At 42.5% G+C, this 20,270-nt stretch carries 18 protein-coding genes and 1 other RNA gene; 7 read left to right on the forward strand and 12 right to left on the reverse strand.

Going from position 1 to position 20,270, the window contains the following annotated elements; all coding sequences use genetic code 11:
* The first annotated feature begins 1 nt into the window (after position 1).
* The 3 genes from nspC (at position 2) to nadD (ending at position 2,249) form a co-directional block, all read left to right on the forward strand.
* Positions 2-1,144 carry a carboxynorspermidine decarboxylase gene (gene nspC, locus ABNK31_RS07460; protein WP_418895038.1) on the forward strand — a complete coding sequence of 381 codons (1,143 nt, stop codon included), beginning with the start codon at positions 2-4 and terminating at the stop codon, positions 1,142-1,144.
* A gap of 192 nt (positions 1,145-1,336) precedes the next feature.
* Positions 1,337-1,579 carry a GlsB/YeaQ/YmgE family stress response membrane protein gene (locus tag ABNK31_RS07465; protein WP_418895039.1) on the forward strand — a complete coding sequence of 81 codons (243 nt, stop codon included), beginning with the start codon at positions 1,337-1,339 and terminating at the stop codon, positions 1,577-1,579.
* A gap of 79 nt (positions 1,580-1,658) precedes the next feature.
* The gene (gene nadD, locus ABNK31_RS07470) at positions 1,659-2,249 is read left to right on the forward strand and encodes a nicotinate (nicotinamide) nucleotide adenylyltransferase (protein ID WP_418895040.1); all 591 of its coding nucleotides are present in this window, start codon (positions 1,659-1,661) and stop codon (positions 2,247-2,249) included.
* Positions 2,250-2,259: 10 nt separating this feature from the next.
* On the opposite strand, the gene ABNK31_RS07475 is transcribed toward nadD, so the two are convergent.
* From ABNK31_RS07475 to ABNK31_RS07490, 4 genes are read right to left on the reverse strand one after another with little or no spacing between them, the layout of a single operon-like run.
* The gene (locus tag ABNK31_RS07475) at positions 2,260-4,476 is read right to left on the reverse strand and encodes a tetratricopeptide repeat protein (RefSeq protein ID WP_418895041.1); all 2,217 of its coding nucleotides are present in this window, start codon (positions 4,474-4,476) and stop codon (positions 2,260-2,262) included.
* A 17-nt stretch (positions 4,477-4,493) separates the two neighbouring features.
* Positions 4,494-5,378: a hypothetical protein gene (locus ABNK31_RS07480; RefSeq protein WP_418895042.1), complete on the reverse strand. Its 885-nt coding sequence runs from the start codon at positions 5,376-5,378 to the stop codon at positions 4,494-4,496.
* 25 nt (positions 5,379-5,403) lie between these two features.
* A complete protein-coding gene (gene serB, locus ABNK31_RS07485) occupies positions 5,404-6,642 on the reverse strand; it encodes a phosphoserine phosphatase SerB (RefSeq protein ID WP_418895043.1) in 1,239 nt (412 codons plus the stop codon).
* Positions 6,643-6,653: 11 nt separating this feature from the next.
* Positions 6,654-7,493: a DUF4922 domain-containing protein gene (locus ABNK31_RS07490; protein ID WP_418895044.1), complete on the reverse strand. Its 840-nt coding sequence runs from the start codon at positions 7,491-7,493 to the stop codon at positions 6,654-6,656.
* Between the two features lie 274 nt (positions 7,494-7,767).
* On the opposite strand from ABNK31_RS07490, the gene ssrA reads away from it, so the two are divergent.
* The 3 genes from ssrA (at position 7,768) to ABNK31_RS07505 (ending at position 9,406) form a co-directional block, all read left to right on the forward strand.
* Positions 7,768-8,167: a transfer-messenger RNA gene (gene ssrA, locus ABNK31_RS07495) on the forward strand.
* Positions 8,168-8,253: 86 nt separating this feature from the next.
* Entirely contained in the window at positions 8,254-9,036 is a 783-nt protein-coding gene (locus tag ABNK31_RS07500; RefSeq protein ID WP_418895045.1) for a HipA family kinase, read from the forward strand.
* Complete coding sequence (locus tag ABNK31_RS07505; protein WP_418895046.1) at positions 9,014-9,406, forward strand: DUF3037 domain-containing protein; 393 nt, start codon at positions 9,014-9,016, stop codon at positions 9,404-9,406. The genes ABNK31_RS07500 and ABNK31_RS07505 overlap by 23 nt, the downstream gene beginning before the upstream one ends.
* A 24-nt stretch (positions 9,407-9,430) precedes the next feature.
* Here the strand turns inward: ABNK31_RS07505 and ABNK31_RS07510 are convergent, their stop codons facing one another.
* The 8 genes from ABNK31_RS07510 to ABNK31_RS07545 form a co-directional block, all read right to left on the reverse strand.
* On the reverse strand, positions 9,431-10,210 hold the full coding sequence (locus tag ABNK31_RS07510; protein ID WP_418895047.1) for an SDR family NAD(P)-dependent oxidoreductase: 780 nt from the start codon (positions 10,208-10,210) through the stop codon (positions 9,431-9,433).
* Positions 10,211-10,352: 142 nt separating this feature from the next.
* Positions 10,353-11,810 (reverse strand): rod shape-determining protein RodA, encoded by a 1,458-nt coding sequence (gene rodA / locus ABNK31_RS07515; RefSeq protein WP_418895048.1) that lies wholly within the window; start codon positions 11,808-11,810, stop codon positions 10,353-10,355.
* Positions 11,811-11,813: 3 nt separating this feature from the next.
* Positions 11,814-13,721 carry a penicillin-binding protein 2 gene (gene mrdA / locus ABNK31_RS07520; RefSeq protein WP_418895377.1) on the reverse strand — a complete coding sequence of 636 codons (1,908 nt, stop codon included), beginning with the start codon at positions 13,719-13,721 and terminating at the stop codon, positions 11,814-11,816.
* Positions 13,702-14,220, reverse strand: a complete 519-nt coding sequence (mreD, locus tag ABNK31_RS07525) for a rod shape-determining protein MreD (protein WP_418895049.1) — start codon at positions 14,218-14,220, stop codon at positions 13,702-13,704. The genes mrdA and mreD overlap by 20 nt, the downstream gene beginning before the upstream one ends.
* A complete protein-coding gene (mreC, locus tag ABNK31_RS07530; protein ID WP_418895050.1) occupies positions 14,217-15,059 on the reverse strand; it encodes a rod shape-determining protein MreC in 843 nt (280 codons plus the stop codon). Before mreC ends, mreD begins: the two co-directional genes overlap by 4 nt.
* 130 nt (positions 15,060-15,189) lie before the next feature.
* Positions 15,190-16,215 carry a rod shape-determining protein gene (locus ABNK31_RS07535; RefSeq protein ID WP_418895051.1) on the reverse strand — a complete coding sequence of 342 codons (1,026 nt, stop codon included), beginning with the start codon at positions 16,213-16,215 and terminating at the stop codon, positions 15,190-15,192.
* A 34-nt stretch (positions 16,216-16,249) separates the two neighbouring features.
* Positions 16,250-17,773: a bifunctional phosphoribosylaminoimidazolecarboxamide formyltransferase/IMP cyclohydrolase gene (purH, locus tag ABNK31_RS07540; protein WP_418895052.1), complete on the reverse strand. Its 1,524-nt coding sequence runs from the start codon at positions 17,771-17,773 to the stop codon at positions 16,250-16,252.
* Between the two features lie 288 nt (positions 17,774-18,061).
* On the reverse strand, positions 18,062-19,609 hold the full coding sequence (locus ABNK31_RS07545; protein ID WP_418895053.1) for a metallophosphoesterase family protein: 1,548 nt from the start codon (positions 19,607-19,609) through the stop codon (positions 18,062-18,064).
* Positions 19,610-19,927: 318 nt separating this feature from the next.
* On the opposite strand from ABNK31_RS07545, the gene ABNK31_RS07550 reads away from it, so the two are divergent.
* Positions 19,928-20,263, forward strand: a complete 336-nt coding sequence (locus tag ABNK31_RS07550) for a nitrous oxide-stimulated promoter family protein (protein ID WP_418895054.1) — start codon at positions 19,928-19,930, stop codon at positions 20,261-20,263.
* The last annotated feature ends 7 nt before the right edge of the window (positions 20,264-20,270 follow it).

Genomic DNA, 20,270 nt, shown 5'->3' on the forward strand with positions numbered 1-20,270 from the left:
AATGATCGATTTATCCAAAATTCCGTCTCCTTGTTATGTCATGGAAGAGGAATTATTACGCAATAACCTGCAACTGATCCGGTCGGTAAAAGATCGTGCGGATGTCGATATTATTCTTGCATTTAAGGCTTTTGCCTTGTGGAAATCTTTTCCGATTATCAAGGAATATATCAGCCATTCGACAGCCAGTTCGGTTGCCGAAGCGCGTTTAGCTTTCGAAGAGATGGGGAGTCCGGCGCATACGTATGCACCCGCCTATACCGATGAAGATTTCCCGTTTTTTTTGCAATACAGCAGTCATATTACGTTTAATTCCTTATCCCAATTCGAACGGTTTTACCCGCAAGTCAAGGCATCGGGACGAACTATCCGATGCGGGCTGCGTATCAACCCTGAATTTTCGGTGGTCGAGACCGATTTGTATAATCCCAGTGCGCCGGGCTCGAGATTGGGCGTGACGGTTGAGCATTTACAAGGCGGACTACCTGCCGGCATTACGGGACTTCACTTGCATAATCTGTGCGAAAATAATTCTTTCGATTTGGAGAAGACATTGGAAGTGGTTGAGCGGAAGTTCGGCCGTTTCTTCGGACAAATCGAATGGCTCAATTTGGGTGGCGGACATTTAATGACGCATAAAGACTACGATATCGAACATCTTATCGCTCTTTTACGTGCTTTCAAGGCGCGTTATCCTCATCTGAAAATCATTCTCGAGCCGGGCAGTGCGTTTGTATGGCAAACGGGCGTGTTGGTTTCTACCGTGACGGATATTGTTGAAAACAGGGGCGTAAACACGGCGATGCTGAATGTTTCTTTTGCCTGCCATATGCCCGATTGTCTGGAGATGCCTTATAAGCCGGTTATCAGGGGAGCTTATCAAGAAGCGGTTCCCGGTAAGCCGACTTACCGAATGGGAGGTAACAGTTGTTTGAGCGGCGATTTTATGGGCGACTGGTCTTTTGACGAACCGCTTCAAATAGGCGATCGGATTGTGTTTGAGGATATGATCCATTATACCATCGTTAAAACGACGATGTTCAACGGGGTGTCGCATCCTTCCATCGGTTTGTGGACAAAAGAAAACACATTCGAACGATATCGTCAGTTCGACTATAACGATTACAAAAACAGGATGAGCTAAGCCGTCTAACCGCTCCAGGCGGTTTTAACGGATAAAAAGCACCAATCGGACGGCATCTCCTCTGGAATGCACGGGATTGCTTTTTTTCATGATTTTTAAACAATCTGCATTCCATTTACGTTTATATAAATAGAAAAAATATTTTCGTGAGAATTTAATAACAGAATTATAAACAACTAAACAAATTAAATTATGGGATGGTTATGGTTTATTATTATCGGAGCAGTAGCCGGATGGTTAGCCGGTAATTTGATGAGAGGCGGTGGCTTCGGTCTATTAGTAAATATTATTGTAGGCGTCATTGGTGCCGTTATCGGCGGATGGGTATTCAGCCTGTTGGGTATTTCAGCCGGAGGAATTATAGGGAGCCTTATTACCGCATTGGTAGGCGCGGTGCTCCTGTTGTGGATTATATCGCTCTTTAAAAGGGCTTAGTTTTACACATTCAAGCGTATATCCGGTGTGTCTGTTATGGATGCACCGGTTTTTTTATTATTTTTGTCGAAAACAGATCATGCAAAAGAAACAAATAGGCATATTTCCCGGATCTTTCAATCCGATTCATTGCGGACATTTGATATTGGCCAACTATATGTGTGAATTCACTTGTTTGGATGAAGTCTGGTTTGTTGTTTCGCCGCATAATCCGTTAAAAGAAGCACAAGGACTGTTGGACGATGAGTTGAGATTGCAGATGGCGGAAAGAGCTCTTGAAAAATTTGATAAGTTGAAGGTTTCGGATATTGAATTTTCTATGCCCCGGCCATCTTATACCATTGATACCTTAAGATTATTATCTTCTGAAAATCCGGATAAAGAGTTTGTATTGATTCTCGGAGGGGATAATTGGCGGTTATTTGAGCAATGGAAAGAATATATCCGGCTTCGCCAAGAGTTTAAAATACTCATTTACCCTCGTTTAGGAGAAGAGGTTACAATTCCGCCGGAATTGGCGGCAACCATTTCTTACGTAAAAGCGCCCATCGTGGAAATATCCTCTACGTTTATAAGGAATAGCCTGAAAGACGGAAAGGATGTGCGGGCTTTTTTACCGCCCGCGGTCTATGATATGATTCAAAAAAACGGTTATTATTGCAATCGATAGCCGCTTTTGTCTATTGGGCATCATAGATGATCTTATCCAGAATGATGGGCAAGATTTGAGTGTCCACGCCCGCTTCCCGTAGTTCATCCTCATCTTCGTACAGCATGGAACGAAAGACATCAAACTGTCCGGTTGATTGTAACGATCTTTCGTACAATTCTACGGCTCTTTTAGGATTATTCAAGCATAATTCCACATGTCCGGCATTTAAGAAATCGTGCGAATTGGGTTTGTTCTCCAAAATCTGCGCGTAATACTTTTGGGCGATATCGAATTTCCTCGACAGAAAAGCACACCAGGCAATCGATCGCCAGGCGCGGCGATTGCTGCTGTCCAACAATTCCACTTTAAAATAATAATTCAACGCTTCTTCATAATTTTTCGATTCCAGATAACAATGCCCGATGTTCAACTGAACATTTAAATCATCCGGAAGAAGTTGCTCCAGGCGCCGGTAGTATTCCAATGCCAGAAGAGGTTGTTTCAATATCCGGTAACATTGTCCGATACGGCGCATTAGCCAAGTGTTGCTCTCGTCGATCAACTCAGCATGCAGGTATGCGTCGATCGCTTGTTGTATATCGCCGAGCATTTGCCGGCAATATCCTATTTTTTGCCAGACTTCGCTGTCGGGCTTTGTCGTTTGAGAAAGCATCGTATAGGTGCTTAACGCCTCATTAAAATTATTCTTTTCAAAATAATATAAGGCGATGCGCCGGAGGTTTTTGGGAATCATCACTATCGGATGAAACGCTTCAATTTCATGGTAATTCAAAGGTAAATCAAAAATATCCGCATACTCATTTCTGCGCGGGTACAGTTTGAAAAATCGATATAAGTCCTGAATGTATTGTTTACAAATCGTTTCTTCTTTTTGATAGGGTTGTAGGGCTTGCTCTTCCTCTTGCAAATTTTTCAGCTCATCTCCTTCCGCCCCAAGTTGGGCAATCATCATCTTACGATACTGATCGGGCATGATCATGACACTGAAGCAAAAAGAATATTTATCCGAATTGCAAATTAAGGACGAGTCGATTAACGTTTCGATGAGTGCCTTGCCTTCGGTTTCATTCGTGAACAGGGATTGTAGTTGTGAATGCCGTGAGTCGAAAGGTAAAAACCAATTGCTCATCTCATGAAAAAACGGATATGATTTCAGATTGGCAAACGTGGAATGAAACACATCGGCACCTTCGAGTTGCATTTCCGAGAACTCCTGTAGTTTATCGGTGAGGCCTGCATCATCGAATATTTTCTGCCATTCGGGATTCTTGTCTTCAAAACCGGTATCGGATATCCATTCGTCCAAGTTGATTTTCTTACCGATCATCGGACTCAATTTCATCATTTCAGGAATGATTTCCTCCGTCAGTTTTTTCGTGATCTTTTCGGTTTCGTGCGCTTGTATAAGTTGGATGATAGCGGTCATCAGCCTCCGGCTGAAATCCGGATGGTCGGAAAGTAGTTTCAGGCGGTCGGTACATTCCGGATAAAGCGACCATCGCGAAATGTATGTTTGAAAAACAGGCAAGAGGCCTACGATAGCTCGCATAGCTAGATCGGCTGCTTTCGAATAGCACATATCGAGCAGAAACCCGATCTTTTTCGCGTCGAAACGTTGCAGTATGTTCAATGTTAATGCCGATAGTATCATACTTTTATCATGGAAATGAATAAGCGAATCATCCATCAGTTTTTTGTAGGAGTCTATTCGGTCGTCGTTAGCGCGGGAGTCGCTTAAAACAGCGTAGAATAAATCGGTTATCGTGTTTTCGTGGGCGCGGATGTTTTGTTGGGTGCGCGTTTGTTTATCGGAGCCCTCTTCGAGAAGATCGAGGAAAGAAAATGTTTCCGCCTGCTCAATCAACGCCTCCCTGTAGTGATCCAGCGTGAAAGAAGCGCGCACATTTTGCAGTCGCGATTTCTCATAAAACAAAGACGAACTGTTTTCCTTCAATACTTTTTCGGCAGCATCATCGGCCAACGTATATAAATCTCGTAAAAGTTGAGAATAAATACGATTTTGTTCCGGATCTTTATGTCCTTCCACAAAATAATGGATCATATATCGATAATTCGTTTCCAATTCGGTTATCTTTTCGATTATCATCCAATTTTGCGAAATATCGGCAAGCTCTTTTACATAGTTGATAGCGTCTTTGAGCTGCCGTTTTTCTATCAATGTATAAATGATCGCTAATTTATTTTTTGTTTCTGATGCTTGCATACTCGATAGTTCAATTTTTATTTCTTTATGATGAGGGTGGATGGAAGCGTCGTCGTCCACGGCAAAGCCGAACTGATAAGTTTGTCCCAGCCCTGGATTCCGATGATCATAAGGTCTTGATTCCGGATAAATTCATATTCAATCTTTTTATTATTGTTCCATAATGCAACACGGCCATCGCTTTTCTTTACGATATATTGATACATCTTTTGTATTGAAGAGTTCTGTAAAATGCCGATAGCATCCCAAATCATGATGGATACCTCCGGTTTAAGCGATAGTTGGTAAACATACGGGAAGATATACGTATCTTCTTTATCGAGAACAGGGATGAATACTTTGCGGCTTCCGTTAAATCCGTTATCGATAAAAACTGCGGTGACATTCTGATTGCGTTGTAAAAGAGAGGACACGTTTTTTAACGAGCGGGCTTCTTTTACTTCAAATTGCTCGTTGATATAGTCTTCCGAATTAACAGGATTACTTTTGAGCATCATGTATTTTTTCCAAAGGTTTTTATTAAATACATTACTCCCTATTCCGAGCAGCAGCAAATTACAATCTTGTTCTTCGGCAATATGTAAAATATCGTCTACAAAATCATCGGAGGTCTTTATAAAGGTCCGTATCGTTATATGGTTATGCTCACATTCTGCAATAATTTGAGAGAACAGTTCATTTTTATAGACTTCAATATCCCCGATGTGTTGTGCCTGGACTTCATCGATAAGATGTACCGCCGTAATAGACGACTTATCGGGTTTGGCCGCTAAAATTTCATTGATGAGGATTCCTAAGGCATTTCCTGTTTGAGGCTTTGAGAAACAAATCAACGCGTTGACCGGCGATTTCAATTCGGCGTCTAAATCTATTTTATTGATTATATTGTCAGCTAAGTCCATACTCTCAAATGTTATGCGTTTTTATTTAATGCCAGCTATTGATTAGCTGAGTATCCAACATCGAATCTTTATAACCTAAGAAATAAAGAATTCCATCGATACCGACCGTCGAAAGCGATTGTTTCGCGGTCTGTTTGACCTTCGGCTTAGCATGAAAGGCGATCCCCAATCCGGCGACACCTAACATCGGTAAATCGTTGGCTCCGTCACCAACGGCGACTGTCTGCCGGATATCGATTCTCTCCACTTGCGCTATTAACCGCAATAATTCGGCCTTTCGCTTCCCGTCGACGATATCCCCGATGTAGTTACCCGTAAGCTTCCCTTCGATGATTTCGAGTTCATTGGCATACATGTAATCGAAACCATACCGGTCTTTCAGGTAATTGCCGAAATAGCTGAATCCTCCCGATAGGATAGCTGTTTTGAATCCCACCTTTTGCAAGACTTTCATTAAACGGTCTAACCCTTCTGTAATCGGTAGGTTTTCGGCGACCTCCCGCAAAACAGAAGCTTCCAGACCTTTCAGTAAGCGGATTCGTTTGCGAAAGCTTTCTTCAAAATCAATATCTCCCTTCATCGCCGATTCGGTAATAGCCTTCATTTGTTCGCCTACGCCGGCCCGGATACCCAACTCATCGATTACCTCCGTCTGGATAAGCGTGGAATCCATATCGAAACAAATCAATCGCCGCATCCGGCGATACATACTTTCTTCCTGAAAAGAAATATCGAAATTCAAAGTCGACGAAAGCTCCAAAAAAGCCTCCTGCATTTGTTGACGATCGATGGGAGTTCCCCGAACCGACATTTCCACACACGATTTGGCGGCGCGCTGCTTTTCGTCTAACGGAATACGGCCTGTAAGTCGAACCATATTGTCGATATTCAACTTTTGGTCGGATACGATTTTCGATACGGCGGCAATTTGTTTGGCCGTCAATACACGCCCCAAAAGCGTAATGATATAGCGGTTTTTGCCTTGCATTTTCACCCAACTCGAATACTGTTGGTTGCTGATAGGGTTAAAGCGAACGGCTACATCTAACTCGTACGCTTTGAACAGCAAGTCTTTGAGGATATCGCCCGCATTTCCGTCTAACGTTCTGAACATGATTCCCAGTGAAATATTACTGTGGATGTCGGCTTGTCCGATATCGAGAATAAAAGCGTCATGTTTCGCTAAAATATCGGTTAAGGCAGCCGTTAAACCGGGTTTATCGTCGCCGTTGATGGTCATCAGGATAATTTCAGAATTTTCCATATCGAGTAATTTCAGATAATAGGCATGGATACCTGTGAATAAATGTCTTCTATGTCTTGTGACTGAATTTTATTAAAATCTTCCTCTCGAACCGTAATGATGAGTCCGGCCATATCCAATGCTCCCGGGCTGATTAATAGGCTTTTATTTCCTTCTTCATCATATTGTTTGGGGCGATGTGCCCTCCGAGGGTAGATATTCAAAATATACCGGTTCCTTTCCCGATACGCAATGATATTCATCATCGGTTCTTCTTCATCGGGTTGCCGGGTATGCAGGTATTGATATACATCTTCGAAGCGATCTTCCGCTTCTTTTTTATTCTCCGTTTCAATTGTAAGGCAAGAGCGCAGTTCATTATCTCCCTGAATCAGAACGGGCTCTTTCAATCCGGCTTGTAAATGGAAATGATCCGGCGCGGAAGCTCCGCATTTCGGCCCGTTATAAAAAACGATATAGTCCGGTAGTAATTCGGATAATGTCAGCATATCGCCGATTTTTTTTCGGATGCGTTGCGGAACATGTGAATGCAATGGTATCGTCAGATGATTCCGTAATATAGGATACGGATTACACAACACGATGTATTTATCCAGAAAGGGAATACCTCGTTGTTCTTTCGGACGATTCTCGGCGCAGAGAAAACAAGGGCGCTTTTCAATATTTTCGGTGTCTACTTTTGCAGCGGCTGATCGTATTCTGGATGGGTTAAATTGAACAGTAACCGATACGTCGCCCCATGCAAATTCTTTTATTTTATTGTTGTCGAGTTGCTCCAGTCCGGTTCGGAGTTGTTTCCACTCCTTTTTTTGAGCAATAAACAATTGGTTGATGTGTTCTTGGAAATCCATTATTCTTGTTTTAATCAAAGCAAAGATACAGATAATTTTAGAAACTGTTTTGAATTTTCCGAATGATCTGATTTTGTTTATTCTTTTATGCTGTGAAAGAATGCCTGAAAATTGCCTTACCGATTTACTATACGGAAAGGTATCTTTTTGACAAGCAAGAATATTCGTATAAAGAAATAGAGAATATCTTTTTTATTTGGCGCAATTAAACTATTTATGTATTTTTGTGTCTGCTTATTCGTGCGCGAAAGAAATGCGGTCATACTATTTAAATGGGGCTGACCGGTTTTGACAGCGGGTAGAAAGGGTTTGTAAGCATGCAGTGCGTTGTCGGTTTGCACTTGAATCTCAAACGTCAAACCATTAACTGGCAATAATAATTACGCTCTTGCTGCGTGATCGAATAACAGTAGATCAATCGCTTAATCCTGTCACAGGTGATAGGACAAGACATCACCCGGAAGCTGTGGCTTCGAAGCGTTTCGATACGGTGGTGCAGGTAAATCGGAGATAGGGTAGGCGGCGCTTCGACGCTTGTCCGAAATTTAAGAAGCTAAGGTTTGAGTGGGTGGCTTCAGTCTTGCTCATTCCCGACAATTAAAATGGAGATAAGCATGTAGAAAGCAAATTATTTCCTCGTTTGGACGAGGGTTCAAGTCCCTCCAGCTCCACTGCTAATGAACAAAAAGTTTTGCATCAGATGATTACCGTAGAATAATTGTCTGATGCTTTTTTTGCACGGTTATTCAATAAGAATTCAATGGAATTACGAACAGTAAATGTCACACGGTATATCACGCCTCTTCGGGAAGGCGGATCTCTGCCTGCATTAGTGGAAGCGGATGACGGTTTCAAATATGTGCTGAAATTTCGAGGATCGGGACATGGAACGAAAGTGTTGATTTCGGAATTAATAGGCGGTGTGATTGCAAAATTACTCGGATTAAATATCCCTGAATTAGTGTTTATAAACCTCGATGAAGCTTTCGGGCGCTCCCAGCGCGATGAGGAAATTCAAGATTTGCTCAAGGCGAGCCGGGGACTGAATTTAGGATTAAGCTTCCTGTCCGGCGCATTGGCCTACGATCCGGTCACAACGAAAATAGACTGCGCTACTGCATCAAAGATTGTCTGGATGGATGCTTATCTGACGAATATCGATCGTACCGTACGGAATACGAATATGCTGATGTGGCATAAAGAATTATGGCTCATCGATCATGGGTCGATGTTATATTTCCATCACAACTGGGATCACTCAAATCAACCGGAACTTAATCCTTTTCCCATGATTAAAGATCACGTTCTGTTACCATTTGCCCTTCATTTGGAAGATGCCAACGTCGCTGCACAGTCGGTACTTTCGGATTTGGTTTTAGAAGAAGTCGTAACCCTCATTCCCGACGAATTCGTGGGGTGGGCGGCACCTGATGAAACTCCCGATTCTGTTCGCCAACGTTATTACGATTTTCTCCGATTGCGTTTAAAGTATTCGACTATCTTTTTAAACGAAGCCATCCATGCACAAAAAGCTTTTTTATGAATATGCCGTTATCCGAGTGGTTCCGAAAGTAGAACGGGGAGAGTTCGTGAATGTCGGAATCATCTTGTTTTGCAAAACGGCAAGATATATCGGCATGAAATACGAGATCGATAGAGAAGAGCTTTCGGGATATTCGTCGGAATTGGATATCGACTTATTATTGCAAACGATAGCTTCCTTTAAAACCATGGCATATGGGGAGAGTGGGGGGGGAGAAATATCCCGTCTCGATATGGTTGAACGCTTTCGATGGCTGACGGCTGTCCGCAGTACTTGTTTGCAGACGAGTACACCTCAACATGGTTTTACGACGGATCCTGTACGTACGCTTGAAATGCTTTTTGATGAATATGTGGGGGATGATGTATGATGTATGAGTTAGGGCAGGACTTTTTCATTTAAGGAATTTTCCTGATAAACGTGTGACCCATTTGCGAGGCAACAATCGTACACCAAAAGCAATGAGTTTGTTCCGTGTTCCGTGAATAGCGACAGACTTTCCTTTCAACATCGCCTGATAACCTACTTTTGCGACATCCGCAGCCATGGGAAGTTTACGCCCTTTCACCATAGAACTCTTTTTCATGTTCGAATCTTCCATGAAGAAGGTGCCGGTCGGACCCGGACATAATGATGTAACCGTAATTCCTCTATTTTTTACCTCATAGCCGATAGCTTCGGAAAAGTGCAAAACATACGCTTTTGTTGCGAAATACACCGCCATCATCGGCCCCGGTTGAAACGCGGCCGTTGAACATACATTTAAAATTCGCCGCGTTATTTGCCTGTTATTTTGAGACGATTCCCTTTGAATGAAAAGATGACACAACCGCGTAAGGGTGGTTATATTTAATTGTATCATCCGCTCATAACGTTCCCATTCGGTATCTGCAAAAGGGCCGAAATCTCCGAATCCGGCATTATTGACCAAATAAGTAATATGAGGCGCTTCGGCTTCCCGGAAAATTGCTTCTGCGGCATCGGGTAATGACAAATCCTTTACGATTACCTGTACCGATATTTTATAATCTTTTTCGAAGGATGATTTTATCTGTTGCAGTTGGTCTGCATTCCGAGCTACTAAAATTAAACTACATCCTTCTTTGGCAAATAGTTTGGCTAATTCAAACCCAATGCCTTTAGAAGCCCCTGTTATTAAAGCGGTATATTTCATTATTGCGGCGGCCAAATGACTAATTACGAATTACAAATTACGAATTACAAATTACGAATGACGAATTACGAATTATGAATGAAAAGTCTAAGGTCGAATGTCTAACGTCTAAAGACGTGAAGCAATTCCTCCTCATCCTTCTTTACATTCGTTTTTGTGATTTATCGATTCGCAGGAAAATAAACAGCAGAATAGTGAATCCCCATAGCGATGATCCACCGTAACTGAAAAAAGGAAGCGGTATCCCGATGACCGGCATGATGCCAATAACCATGCCTATATTGATGATAAGGTGAAAGAGGAAAACACTCGCCACTCCATAACCATACACACGCCCGAATATCGTTCGTTGACGTTCTGCCAGATAAATAAGCCTTAAAATAAAGATTACAAATAAAATCAAAACGATGGAAGATCCTATGAATCCCTGTTCTTCACCGATCGTACAAAAAATGAAATCCGTATCTTGTTCCGGTACATACTTTAATTTTGTTTGTGTACCATTTAAAAAACCTTTGCCGGCAAATCCTCCGGAACCGATCGCTATTTTCGACTGTCCCACATGGTATCCCGAACCCTGGAGATCCTGCTCCATACCGAGAGTCACTTTAATTCGCGTTTGCTGATGAGGTTGCAGCACATCGTAAAAAACATATTCTACCGATTCGACGAATGAAAAAGAGGCTACGACAAAAAGGAAAATATACAAGTACGGTTTTTTCCAAAATCGAAGAAACAACAGTATGAGATATAATCCGGTTAGTCCCAATGAAAGTAACGCGACGAACCCATAATTGACTTTCACTCCAAATAAGGAGATTAAAAATGCAACGAGAAAAAGAACAACAGGTATCGTTAGTATAATAGCGCTCACTTCCCGCCTTTTCAAATAGCTCCGAACCATTCCAGCCGCAAAAACGATAATAAGCAATGTCGTAATGAATTCCCCAAGGGAAATGGAACCTACGAATGTTTCCGAAAACCGAATACCCAGTACAAAATAAATGATCGTCGAAATGCCGATAAGTAAAAATCCACCCGGAAGACCTTCCCGGTAGAGCATCATTATAAAAGCCAAGTATACCAAAGCCGTTCCGGTTTCGCTTTGGAGGACGACCAGGATAAAAGGCAACAAAATGATGGAAGACACCAGCAGTAAGTTTTTAGGCTTCATCAATCGGAAATTGTATGAATTGAAAGCTTTCGCAAGAACCAGCGCAATGATGAATTTCATAAATTCGGCCGGTTGCAAGCGTACCGGCCCCATCACTAACCACGAACGGCTACCGTTGATTTCCGGTGCGACAAGAAGCGTAATCAACAGTAATGCGATGCCGCCGATATAGAAAATAAAAGCGTAGGTTTCGTAAAAACCTGTATCTATTTTCATTAAAGCGAAAGCCAGTAATAAAGATGTCCCTATCCATACCAACTGCATACCGGCACGACTCGACAAATCGAACATACTTGTCGCGTTTTCCAAGTCGAAACTCGCCGCATATATACTGATCCAACCCATCACCAGGAATAGTAAGTACAGTATTATGGTCGGCATATCGACCTTTCCTTTTTCTTCTGTTTCCGTCGTTTCTCTGTTCATATTTTAATTTGCAGCAGGTATTGTCACCGTTGTTGCCGGAGGTGCGTTTTTAGTATATAAATAAGGGAGAACGACTCTATCGATCATCGTTTTTTCCAACCATTTATCGGTCTCGGGAATTTCCCCCTTAAAGAATTTTTGCAGCATCAACCGTCCTATTGGTACGGCATTCGTTGCCCCAAAACGTCCGTTTTCGACAATCACGACAATCGCCACCTGCGGATCGTCTTTCGGAGCAAAGCCCATGAAGAGCGAATGGTCTTCGCCATGAGGATTTTGCGCCGTACCGGTTTTGCCGCATACCTGAATCTCGGGCGCTAAATTTGCTCCATAGCAAGTACCTTTGGTTACCGCATCGGCCATGCCATTGACAATAATTTCGAAATATTCCCGGGCTATTTCACTATTTCTACGATTGGTAAAAGCCGTATCCAATGGTGCCCCTTTTCGTTCTTTTACAACGTGAGGAGTATAAAAATACCCTCTGTTTGCCGTCATTGCTGCAAAATTTGCTATCTGTAGCGGAGTGGTAAGGATTTCTCCTTGACCGATAGCGGTGGATATAATATTGTGAGCATTCCAGCGCGAATTTTTAAAAATATTGGTGTAAAACTTGCTGTTGGGGATAAACCCTCTTTTTTCAGAAGGAAGATCGACTCCCAATTTATATCCGAACCCCATATCTACCATATGATCTTTCCAGTGATCGAATGCATTATTAACATCGGAATATTTTGTCCGGTTGCTGAGCATTGCATTTAATCCGTAACAAAAGAAAGAGTTGCAGGATGTTGCTAAAGCGTATTGGATGGCCAGGGGAGAGGCATGACCGTGACAAGCCGGTTTTCCTCCTAATGGAGGATATCCATGGTAACAAACATATTGTGTTTGTTCCGTAATAATGCCTTCTTGTAGAAAGATAAGCCCTTGTGCCGGTTTGAAAGTCGATCCGGGGGGGTAAGTCCCTGCAACCGCCCGGTTGATTAACGGTTTATACGGGTTTTTTTCCAACGATTGATAGTTTTTCCCGAAATCGCGTCCGGTAAGCAAAGACGGATCGTAGTTAGGCGCAGATATCATACAAAGTATCTCGCCTGTTTTGGGCTCAATCATGATGATGCTGCCGACTTTATTGTGCATCAACAGTTCACCGTAAGCCTGTAAGTCTAAATCGATACTGAGAGTTAGATCGCGTCCCGATACCGGCGCCCTGTCGTATTCTCCATTCTTATATTTACCCTGAATACGGCCGTGGGCGTCGCGAAGAAGTATTTCCACCCCTTTTTCACCGCGCAAGTCTTCCTCATGCGATAGTTCGATTCCCGATTTTCCGACATAATCGCCGCGTATATAATAGGGATTAGCAGCTATTTCATTTTTATTCGCTTCCGCTATATAGCCGAGTATTAATCCCATGTTGGGATATTTGTATTGGCGTTCCGTACGATGTTGAATGTAAATGCCGGGGAATTTATATAATTTTTCTTGTAAAAGCCCGTACTCTTCCACATTGAGTTGGGACATGAATATTTGAGGCGTATAGGAGGAATACCCCGGATTTTTACGAGGGTCTCTCATCTCCGCGTTTAATTGATAAAAACGTTGCTTGTCGATATTCAACGTCCGGCAAAAATCGATTGTGTCAAAGGCTTCCATCTCACGTACAACCATCATCACATCATACGTCGGTTGATTGTAAACGAGTAATTCGCCTTTCCGGTCATAAATGGCGCCTCTTGCCGGATATAACGTCTTGCGCAGAAATGCGTGGCTATCGGCATATTCCCGATACTTAGGGCTTAATATCTGTAAATGGAATAATTGTCCTATATAAATTAGTGCAAAAACGATAATAATACCCGTTATGACATATTTTCTTTTAAATAGAGGATTATGACTGTTCACGGGGATTGCTGTTATGGGTTAAACTGTCTAATGCGAAAATCAATATGCATGTAATAAGAGATGACGATATAATGAGCAGTAACGTATGCGTAATATTAAAGAAAGTAAATGATTCAATAAAAAAAAGAAGGGTTTGATGAAACACCACCATCAGAATCGTAAAGCGTACGAAAGGCCCGGTTGATGAATGGATACCGGGGACATACTGCTCATAATCTTCTCTGCCGAAAATAAGATTGATAACAGGTTTGCGAAAAGCAGCCACAATAGTCGTGGCGGCAGCATTCATACCGGGGGTGTTCAGGAATATATCGATTAGCAATCCCATCATAAAACCCGAAATGATCACATAAAACGGATTCCGGCCGATAGGCAGCTTCAGGAGGAAATAGATATATAAGACAGGTGTTGCCACACCAAATAAATGAATCCGGTTCAGCAATAATGTTTGCAGCAAAACAAGCAAAGCCAGTAAAAACACTTCGTAAATATAACTCAGCTTCATTGTAAAGACATTTCAAGTGTGTTTTGCTCTTCGTTAAACCGGTCATCGATGACCAGTACATTGCGGATCGTATAAAAATCAGTCGCCAACTCAATATCGAATGTATTGAAGTTATCGTCGAGAGACGCCCCTTGCCCGCTGACAAAGCCTATAACAACATCTTTCGGGAAAATTCGAGAGAAACTTGTCAGTACGGTGTCTCCCTTATTAAACTGTTCGTGTTTGGGCAATTCTTGCAGTTGGGCGAAACGAATATTTTTACCGTTCCAGGAAACCGAGCCGTAATTCTCCGAATCGCTCAACTTCGCACTTAACCGGAACCTGGGGTTGATAACGGGAATGACGAGAGAAAAGTGTTCGGATACTTTCGATATCACTCCTACGACTCCCGTTTGTGAAATGACTCCCATATCCGTCCTGACCCCTTCGGCCGAACCCATATTAATAGTCATGAAATTATTCATTCCCGAAAAACTGAGATTTACGACTTCAGCAGGGATAAACCGGAATTGCTCCGGTTGAATACTATCCGATGCAAAAGCTTTCACCTCCAAGGAGTCTGTCGGCAAACTTTCCACGTAGGATTGTAAAGCGTAAAGGCGATTTTGGAGTTCCGCATTCTGTTCGAGCAATTGACGATTATTTTTCTTTAAATAAAAGAAAGAAGAGACATTGTTCGATGCGGTATAAATCCAACCGGTCACATTATTTGCGGAGGTAAGATAAACGCTTCTCTGATAAGAGTTCTGTGTGAAAACAAGATAAAAGCTGAAAGCAATTAATACAATTGCTACCAACCAATGACTGTTTCGCAAAATGAAATTAAGCAGATTCCTCATATCAAGCGTTGACCCTTAGCTATCCATTATTGACAATTAGCTTTCACAGCATCCTTCTCAATCAAGCCTGACTTCTCCGCGATGTACCCTGTGGTAATCTAATAGACAAAACCTATAGCATATAAGCCGATTATCTCATCAAAAAATTAAATTTATTGATATTCCTCAAAGCGATGCCCGTTCCTTTGGCTACCACATGCAAAGGATCGTCGGCAACACGAAACGGAATCCCAATCTTGTCCGTCAGACGCTTATCAAGTCCTCTGAGGAGAGCGCCCCCACCGGTAAGATAAATGCCATTGCGTACAATATCGGCATATAATTCGGGAGGTGTTTGTTCCAATGCGCTGACCACAGCAGAATCAACTTTAGAGAGTGATTTTTCCAGGCAATGGGCAATTTCCTGATAAGAGACAGGGATATCCATCGGCAAAGAAGTCATACGATTAGGTCCTTGCACAATAAAATCTTCGGGGGGATTCGCTAATTCCGTCAACACAGAGCCGACACTTATTTTTATCAGTTCGGATGTTCGTTCCCCAACTTTCATGTTATGTTGACGTCCCATATAATCCTGAATATCTTCGGTGAAATCATCCCCTGCAATTTTGAGGGACTTATTCGTTACGATACCTCCCAGCGAAATCACTGCAATTTCGGTTGTGCCCCCGCCTATATCGACAATCATATTCCCTTCGGGAGCTTCTACGTCGAGACCTATCCCCAAGGCTGCCGCCATCGGTTCGAAGATCATATATACATCGCGTCCCCCAGCATGTTCTGCCGAGTCTCGCACGGCACGTATTTCGACTTCCGTGCTCCCCGAAGGGATACACACCACAATCCGCAAAGAAGGCGTAAAAAGTCCCCCTTTGTTTTTGTTTGCCATCCTAATCATGCCGCGTATCATTTGCTCCGCGGCGTTAAAATCGGCGATCACACCGTCGATCAAAGGCCTGACCGTACGGATATTCTCATGCGTTTTGCCATGCATTTGGCGAGCTTTTTCGCCTAAAGCGATCATTTTTTCTGTTTTGCGATCAAGCGCAACAATAGAAGGCTCGTCCAATAATATCTTTCCTGCGTTGTTTACGATAATGGAATTTGCCGTTCCAAGATCCATGGCCAATTCCTGTGTAAATGAAAATAACCCCATACCTCTGCTGTTTATTACAATAGTTATACCTTAATCAATGTTTAAAATGCCGGATACCCGTTACGACCATCGCCAACCCTTTTTCGTTGCAAAAATCAACGGATTCATTGTCTCTGATAGATCCTCCGGGTTGTATAACGGCGGTTATTCCGGCCTTGTGAGCGATTTCCACACAATCCGGAAATGGAAAAAATGCATCACTGGCCATGACCGCGCCGTTTAAGTCGAAGTGAAATATTCCGGCTTTTTCAATGGCCTGTTTTAATGCATCCACTCTCGATGTTTGGCCGGTTCCGGAAGCGACCAATTGCTTATTCTTTACCAAGACGATGGCATTGGACTTGGTGTGTTTCACCAACTTATTGGCAAAAATCAAATCGTCTGTTTCCCTTGCTGTCGGGGCTGTCTTGGTAACCGTTTTCAAATCATTTACCGATTGGACACTTTCATTTTTTTCTTGTGCGAGTATACCATTCAAAGCCGAACGGTATAGCCAAGGCGTTTTGTTTGTCTCTATCGATTTTTGTTTCAAAATTATACGATTTTTCTTTTGAAACAAAATATCTAATGCTTCTTTTGTATAATCGGGTGCTATAATCACTTCGAAGAAAATTTGATGAATCGCTTCCGCAACGGCTTTGTCTATCGGTTTATTGATCACTACAATTCCTCCGTAAGCCGAAACCGGGTCGCCGGCTAATGCTGCATCCCAAGCTTCTTTTACCGTCGGCCGGCTAGCCATGCCGCAGGCATTGTTATGCTTGAGAATGGCGACCGAAGTATCGTTGAAATCGGCCATCAGGGAGATGCCCGCATCGATATCGAGAAGATTGTTGTAGGATATTTCTTTGCCATGCAGTTGCTCGAACAGCGCATCGAAGTCACCGTAAAAAAGGCCTTTTTGATGAGGGTTCTCTCCGTATCGGAGCGTCTTCCCATTGTCGACTGCAAGGCGCAGAGCCGAGTGCGATTCTTGATCGAAATATTCGAAGATGGCCGAATCATACTTCGACGAAACGCCAAAAGCCTCTTTTGCAAAAAAACGGCGGTCGTCAATAGTACTGCTTCCTTGACTTTCCTTCAATAAATTGAGCAAAGGCATGTATTGTTTTTTAGAAGCCACGATGAGGACATCCTTATAGTTCTTTGCGGCTGCCCGGATAAGCGATATGCCGCCGATATCTATTTTCTCGATAATTTCTTCTTCCGTTCCTCCGGCTGCGAGGGTTTCTTCAAAAGGATATAAATCGACGATTATCAAATCGATTGTAGGAATATCATACGATTTCACCTGTTTCTTATCCGACTCATTATCGCGTTGGTAAAGGATTCCACCGAAAACTTTCGGATGGAGCGTTTTAACACGTCCTCCTAATATGGCGGGGTATCCGGTGAGGTCTTCTACCGTTTGACATTCATATCCTAACGATTGGATAAAGTCGTGGGTACCTCCGGTCGAAATGAATTTTACATGCAAATCGTTTAATACGCGAAGAATCTCTTCTAAACCGTCTTTATGAAAAACGGAGATAAGAGCTGTCTGAATTTTCTGTGACATATATACATTCTTTGAAAAAGGAATACAAAGGTAGAAAATCTATTGTTATTTTAAGCGGTTTTCGCAGCTAAGTTTCGGATTTATTGAGAAACGGTTTAAATTTCTTACGAAAGGCTGTAATTAGGATATTCTTCGCCTTCAAAAAGAACTCTTTTTGAATCGTGAAACAACTTGAAACAGATTCTTTGGGCGTAAAAAAAACAGCCTACAAATCGCTTGCGGGCTGAAACATTGTGACTATCGATAGGAGGCCAGTCACCTTAATTATAGAGAGAATGAAAAATATAGTTAGTTCTTTTTATTTTCTGATAATTGCGGTGCGTAATGTTCTTGCCGTTTCGACTGAATATGAATATGCGTGTAATGGGATTCATATTCCGAGGGGACGCTGAAGCGTAATTGCAATTTTAAATCATTTATCGCAAGTTGTTCCTGACTTTTACCTCCAGTATATTCGTTGGCGGCGACGCTTTCGGGAGTCGCGACATTCTCCCAGATACTTATTGCAGAAGCCTTTACTTTCTTTATAATCGGTAATTTATGGACTACACTTTTTGTCAAGGCCGACATTTTTCCGGTGGTCGCTTCCGCCAAATCATCGATGAGGTCGTCGAGATTCTGGAGAAGTTCCTGTTTATTGATGGATGTACGATCCAAAAGATTTTCATTTCCGCGGTAGTGCGCCAGCAGCATATTCAACGCCGACGGGGACAGGTGCGACATAACGATGTCCGTCAGTTCCTCTGCATGGGGAATGGTTACAAACGACCGCGCCCATCGGGGAACATAGGCATGAAATGTAGGGTAGTATTCGTGAATGAACCCCCGAAGCATTTCGTTGAAACCTCTTTCTATCTGCTGTGCCGCATACGTTTGAAAATCCATTCCTTCGGGCAGCGGATAATCGATATGTTCGATATATTTCGTTTCGATCGCCATGTTTTCGCCGTTTATATCGATAATCCGGTACGGGCAAGGATAGGTGACGATCGATCCGGTTTCGATTTCGTGAAGCGACTGCCCATACGGGTTACTGACACGGGCGATATCGGAAGAATGGAAATGCCCCGTGAAAATAATATTTAGCCCGTATTCCATGAAGTATTGTTGCACTTTTGTAAAATCATCGACTAAATAAGGCGTCGCAAATACCGATTGATAAGCGAAATGTTCAATCACATTATGGTGAATCATTCCGAGAACTTGTTTGCCAAGAATGCGAGCTACTTGCATTTCGGTACGTAGCCACTCTACCGTTTCGGGTTTCAGCGCGCCTCCCGTGATACATTCATCGTGCGAGTCCCCGAGCGATACAAACGTATTTTGGTCATACTTGCAGGCGTCTAAACATAGAATTCTGAGCCCGTCGACCGGCTCGCTAACATAACTTAGCGAGTGTTTGTCGCGACTGATGGTATTGCCATACCCGTAATCGGTGTAAATTTCGCCGAACTCTTCGTCCGAAATCGTTTCGACTTGCTGTGTACTGTCGCCATGAAAACGAACGGCTTCTGGATTATTAATATCGTGATTGCCGGGAATGACAAGGATTTTTATGCCTTTTTCGCGTAAAGGCTTTAATAAATGTGCTACACCCCGGTGACTCACTTTTTCCCCATCCTTCGTCAAGTCACCCGGGATGAGCACTATATTTACGTTTTCTGCTAAAAGGTTTGCCACGGCTTCTTTGAGGATGGCTTCGCTTTCGACAAGAAGTTTACGATCGTTACTTAAATAATTCTCCAGCGCCGCTCCTTTTTCTACAATTAATGAAGGATGCGTATAATGGAGGTCGGATATAACCCCTATTTTTGTTTTGATTGTTTGAGCTGTCATAAAATTCAGGGATGATAAAAAAAGACTACTTGCGAGAAATAAAAAATATGCGACACGTTTCATATTGCTTCAGAATTGATGCTATTGTATGAATGTATTATCCGTTTTTTCTTTCACGGTGCAATATTACCGCTAAAAACAGATAAAACGCCTCTTTTCCGGTTAAGTTAAAAATAAGATTTTGCTACAAATTTGTTACATAACTTTTTAGACAGTTTTGTCCAATCGCTAGGAGCGACGCCGCCGGTAGGGAAAAAAATGATTTGGATAACCGACGCAAAACCTGTATTTTTACACGCTGTTAGAAAACAAGAGGATATGAACGAAGACGAAAAGGTGGTCGTACATAAAATGATTCGATTGTATTGTCGTTCAAAACATCACACCGCATCAGGGTTGTGCGATGAGTGCCTTGCTTTGGATCGATATGCAATGAAGCGGTTGGATCATTGCCGATTCGGTGAAGAGAAGCCTACTTGCGGATCTTGTCCTATTCATTGTTATAAGCCCGATATGCGTGAGCGTATAAAAAAGGTTATGCGCTTTGCCGGCCCAAGGATGTTGTTGTTTCATCCTTTAGATGCCTTTAGCCATCTTTATAAAAATTATCAATCACAATATCGTTTTAAACGAAAATCCAACCTCGAACCGTAGAACTGTT

The organism is Limibacterium fermenti (assembly GCF_041902845.1).
GTDB classification, from domain to species: domain Bacteria; phylum Bacteroidota; class Bacteroidia; order Bacteroidales; family Dysgonomonadaceae; genus Limibacterium; species Limibacterium fermenti.

What these genes read in the sequence shown, in the direction of transcription:
- nspC (WP_418895038.1), top strand. Translation starts at nt 2, where the DNA reads ATGATCGATTTATCCAAAATTCCGTCTCCTTGTTATGTCATGGAAGAG.
- ABNK31_RS07465 (WP_418895039.1), top strand. Translation starts at nt 1,337, where the DNA reads ATGGGATGGTTATGGTTTATTATTATCGGAGCAGTAGCCGGATGGTTA.
- nadD (WP_418895040.1), top strand. Translation starts at nt 1,659, where the DNA reads ATGCAAAAGAAACAAATAGGCATATTTCCCGGATCTTTCAATCCGATT.
- ABNK31_RS07475 (WP_418895041.1), bottom strand. Translation starts at nt 4,476, where the DNA reads ATGCAAGCATCAGAAACAAAAAATAAATTAGCGATCATTTATACATTG.
- ABNK31_RS07480 (WP_418895042.1), bottom strand. Translation starts at nt 5,378, where the DNA reads ATGGACTTAGCTGACAATATAATCAATAAAATAGATTTAGACGCCGAA.
- serB (WP_418895043.1), bottom strand. Translation starts at nt 6,642, where the DNA reads ATGGAAAATTCTGAAATTATCCTGATGACCATCAACGGCGACGATAAA.
- ABNK31_RS07490 (WP_418895044.1), bottom strand. Translation starts at nt 7,493, where the DNA reads ATGGATTTCCAAGAACACATCAACCAATTGTTTATTGCTCAAAAAAAG.
- ABNK31_RS07500 (WP_418895045.1), top strand. Translation starts at nt 8,254, where the DNA reads ATGGAATTACGAACAGTAAATGTCACACGGTATATCACGCCTCTTCGG.
- ABNK31_RS07505 (WP_418895046.1), top strand. Translation starts at nt 9,014, where the DNA reads ATGCACAAAAAGCTTTTTTATGAATATGCCGTTATCCGAGTGGTTCCG.
- ABNK31_RS07510 (WP_418895047.1), bottom strand. Translation starts at nt 10,210, where the DNA reads ATGAAATATACCGCTTTAATAACAGGGGCTTCTAAAGGCATTGGGTTT.
- rodA (WP_418895048.1), bottom strand. Translation starts at nt 11,810, where the DNA reads ATGAACAGAGAAACGACGGAAACAGAAGAAAAAGGAAAGGTCGATATG.
- mreD (WP_418895049.1), bottom strand. Translation starts at nt 14,220, where the DNA reads ATGAAGCTGAGTTATATTTACGAAGTGTTTTTACTGGCTTTGCTTGTT.
- mreC (WP_418895050.1), bottom strand. Translation starts at nt 15,059, where the DNA reads ATGAGGAATCTGCTTAATTTCATTTTGCGAAACAGTCATTGGTTGGTA.
- ABNK31_RS07535 (WP_418895051.1), bottom strand. Translation starts at nt 16,215, where the DNA reads ATGGGGTTATTTTCATTTACACAGGAATTGGCCATGGATCTTGGAACG.
- purH (WP_418895052.1), bottom strand. Translation starts at nt 17,773, where the DNA reads ATGTCACAGAAAATTCAGACAGCTCTTATCTCCGTTTTTCATAAAGAC.
- ABNK31_RS07545 (WP_418895053.1), bottom strand. Translation starts at nt 19,609, where the DNA reads ATGACAGCTCAAACAATCAAAACAAAAATAGGGGTTATATCCGACCTC.
- ABNK31_RS07550 (WP_418895054.1), top strand. Translation starts at nt 19,928, where the DNA reads ATGAACGAAGACGAAAAGGTGGTCGTACATAAAATGATTCGATTGTAT.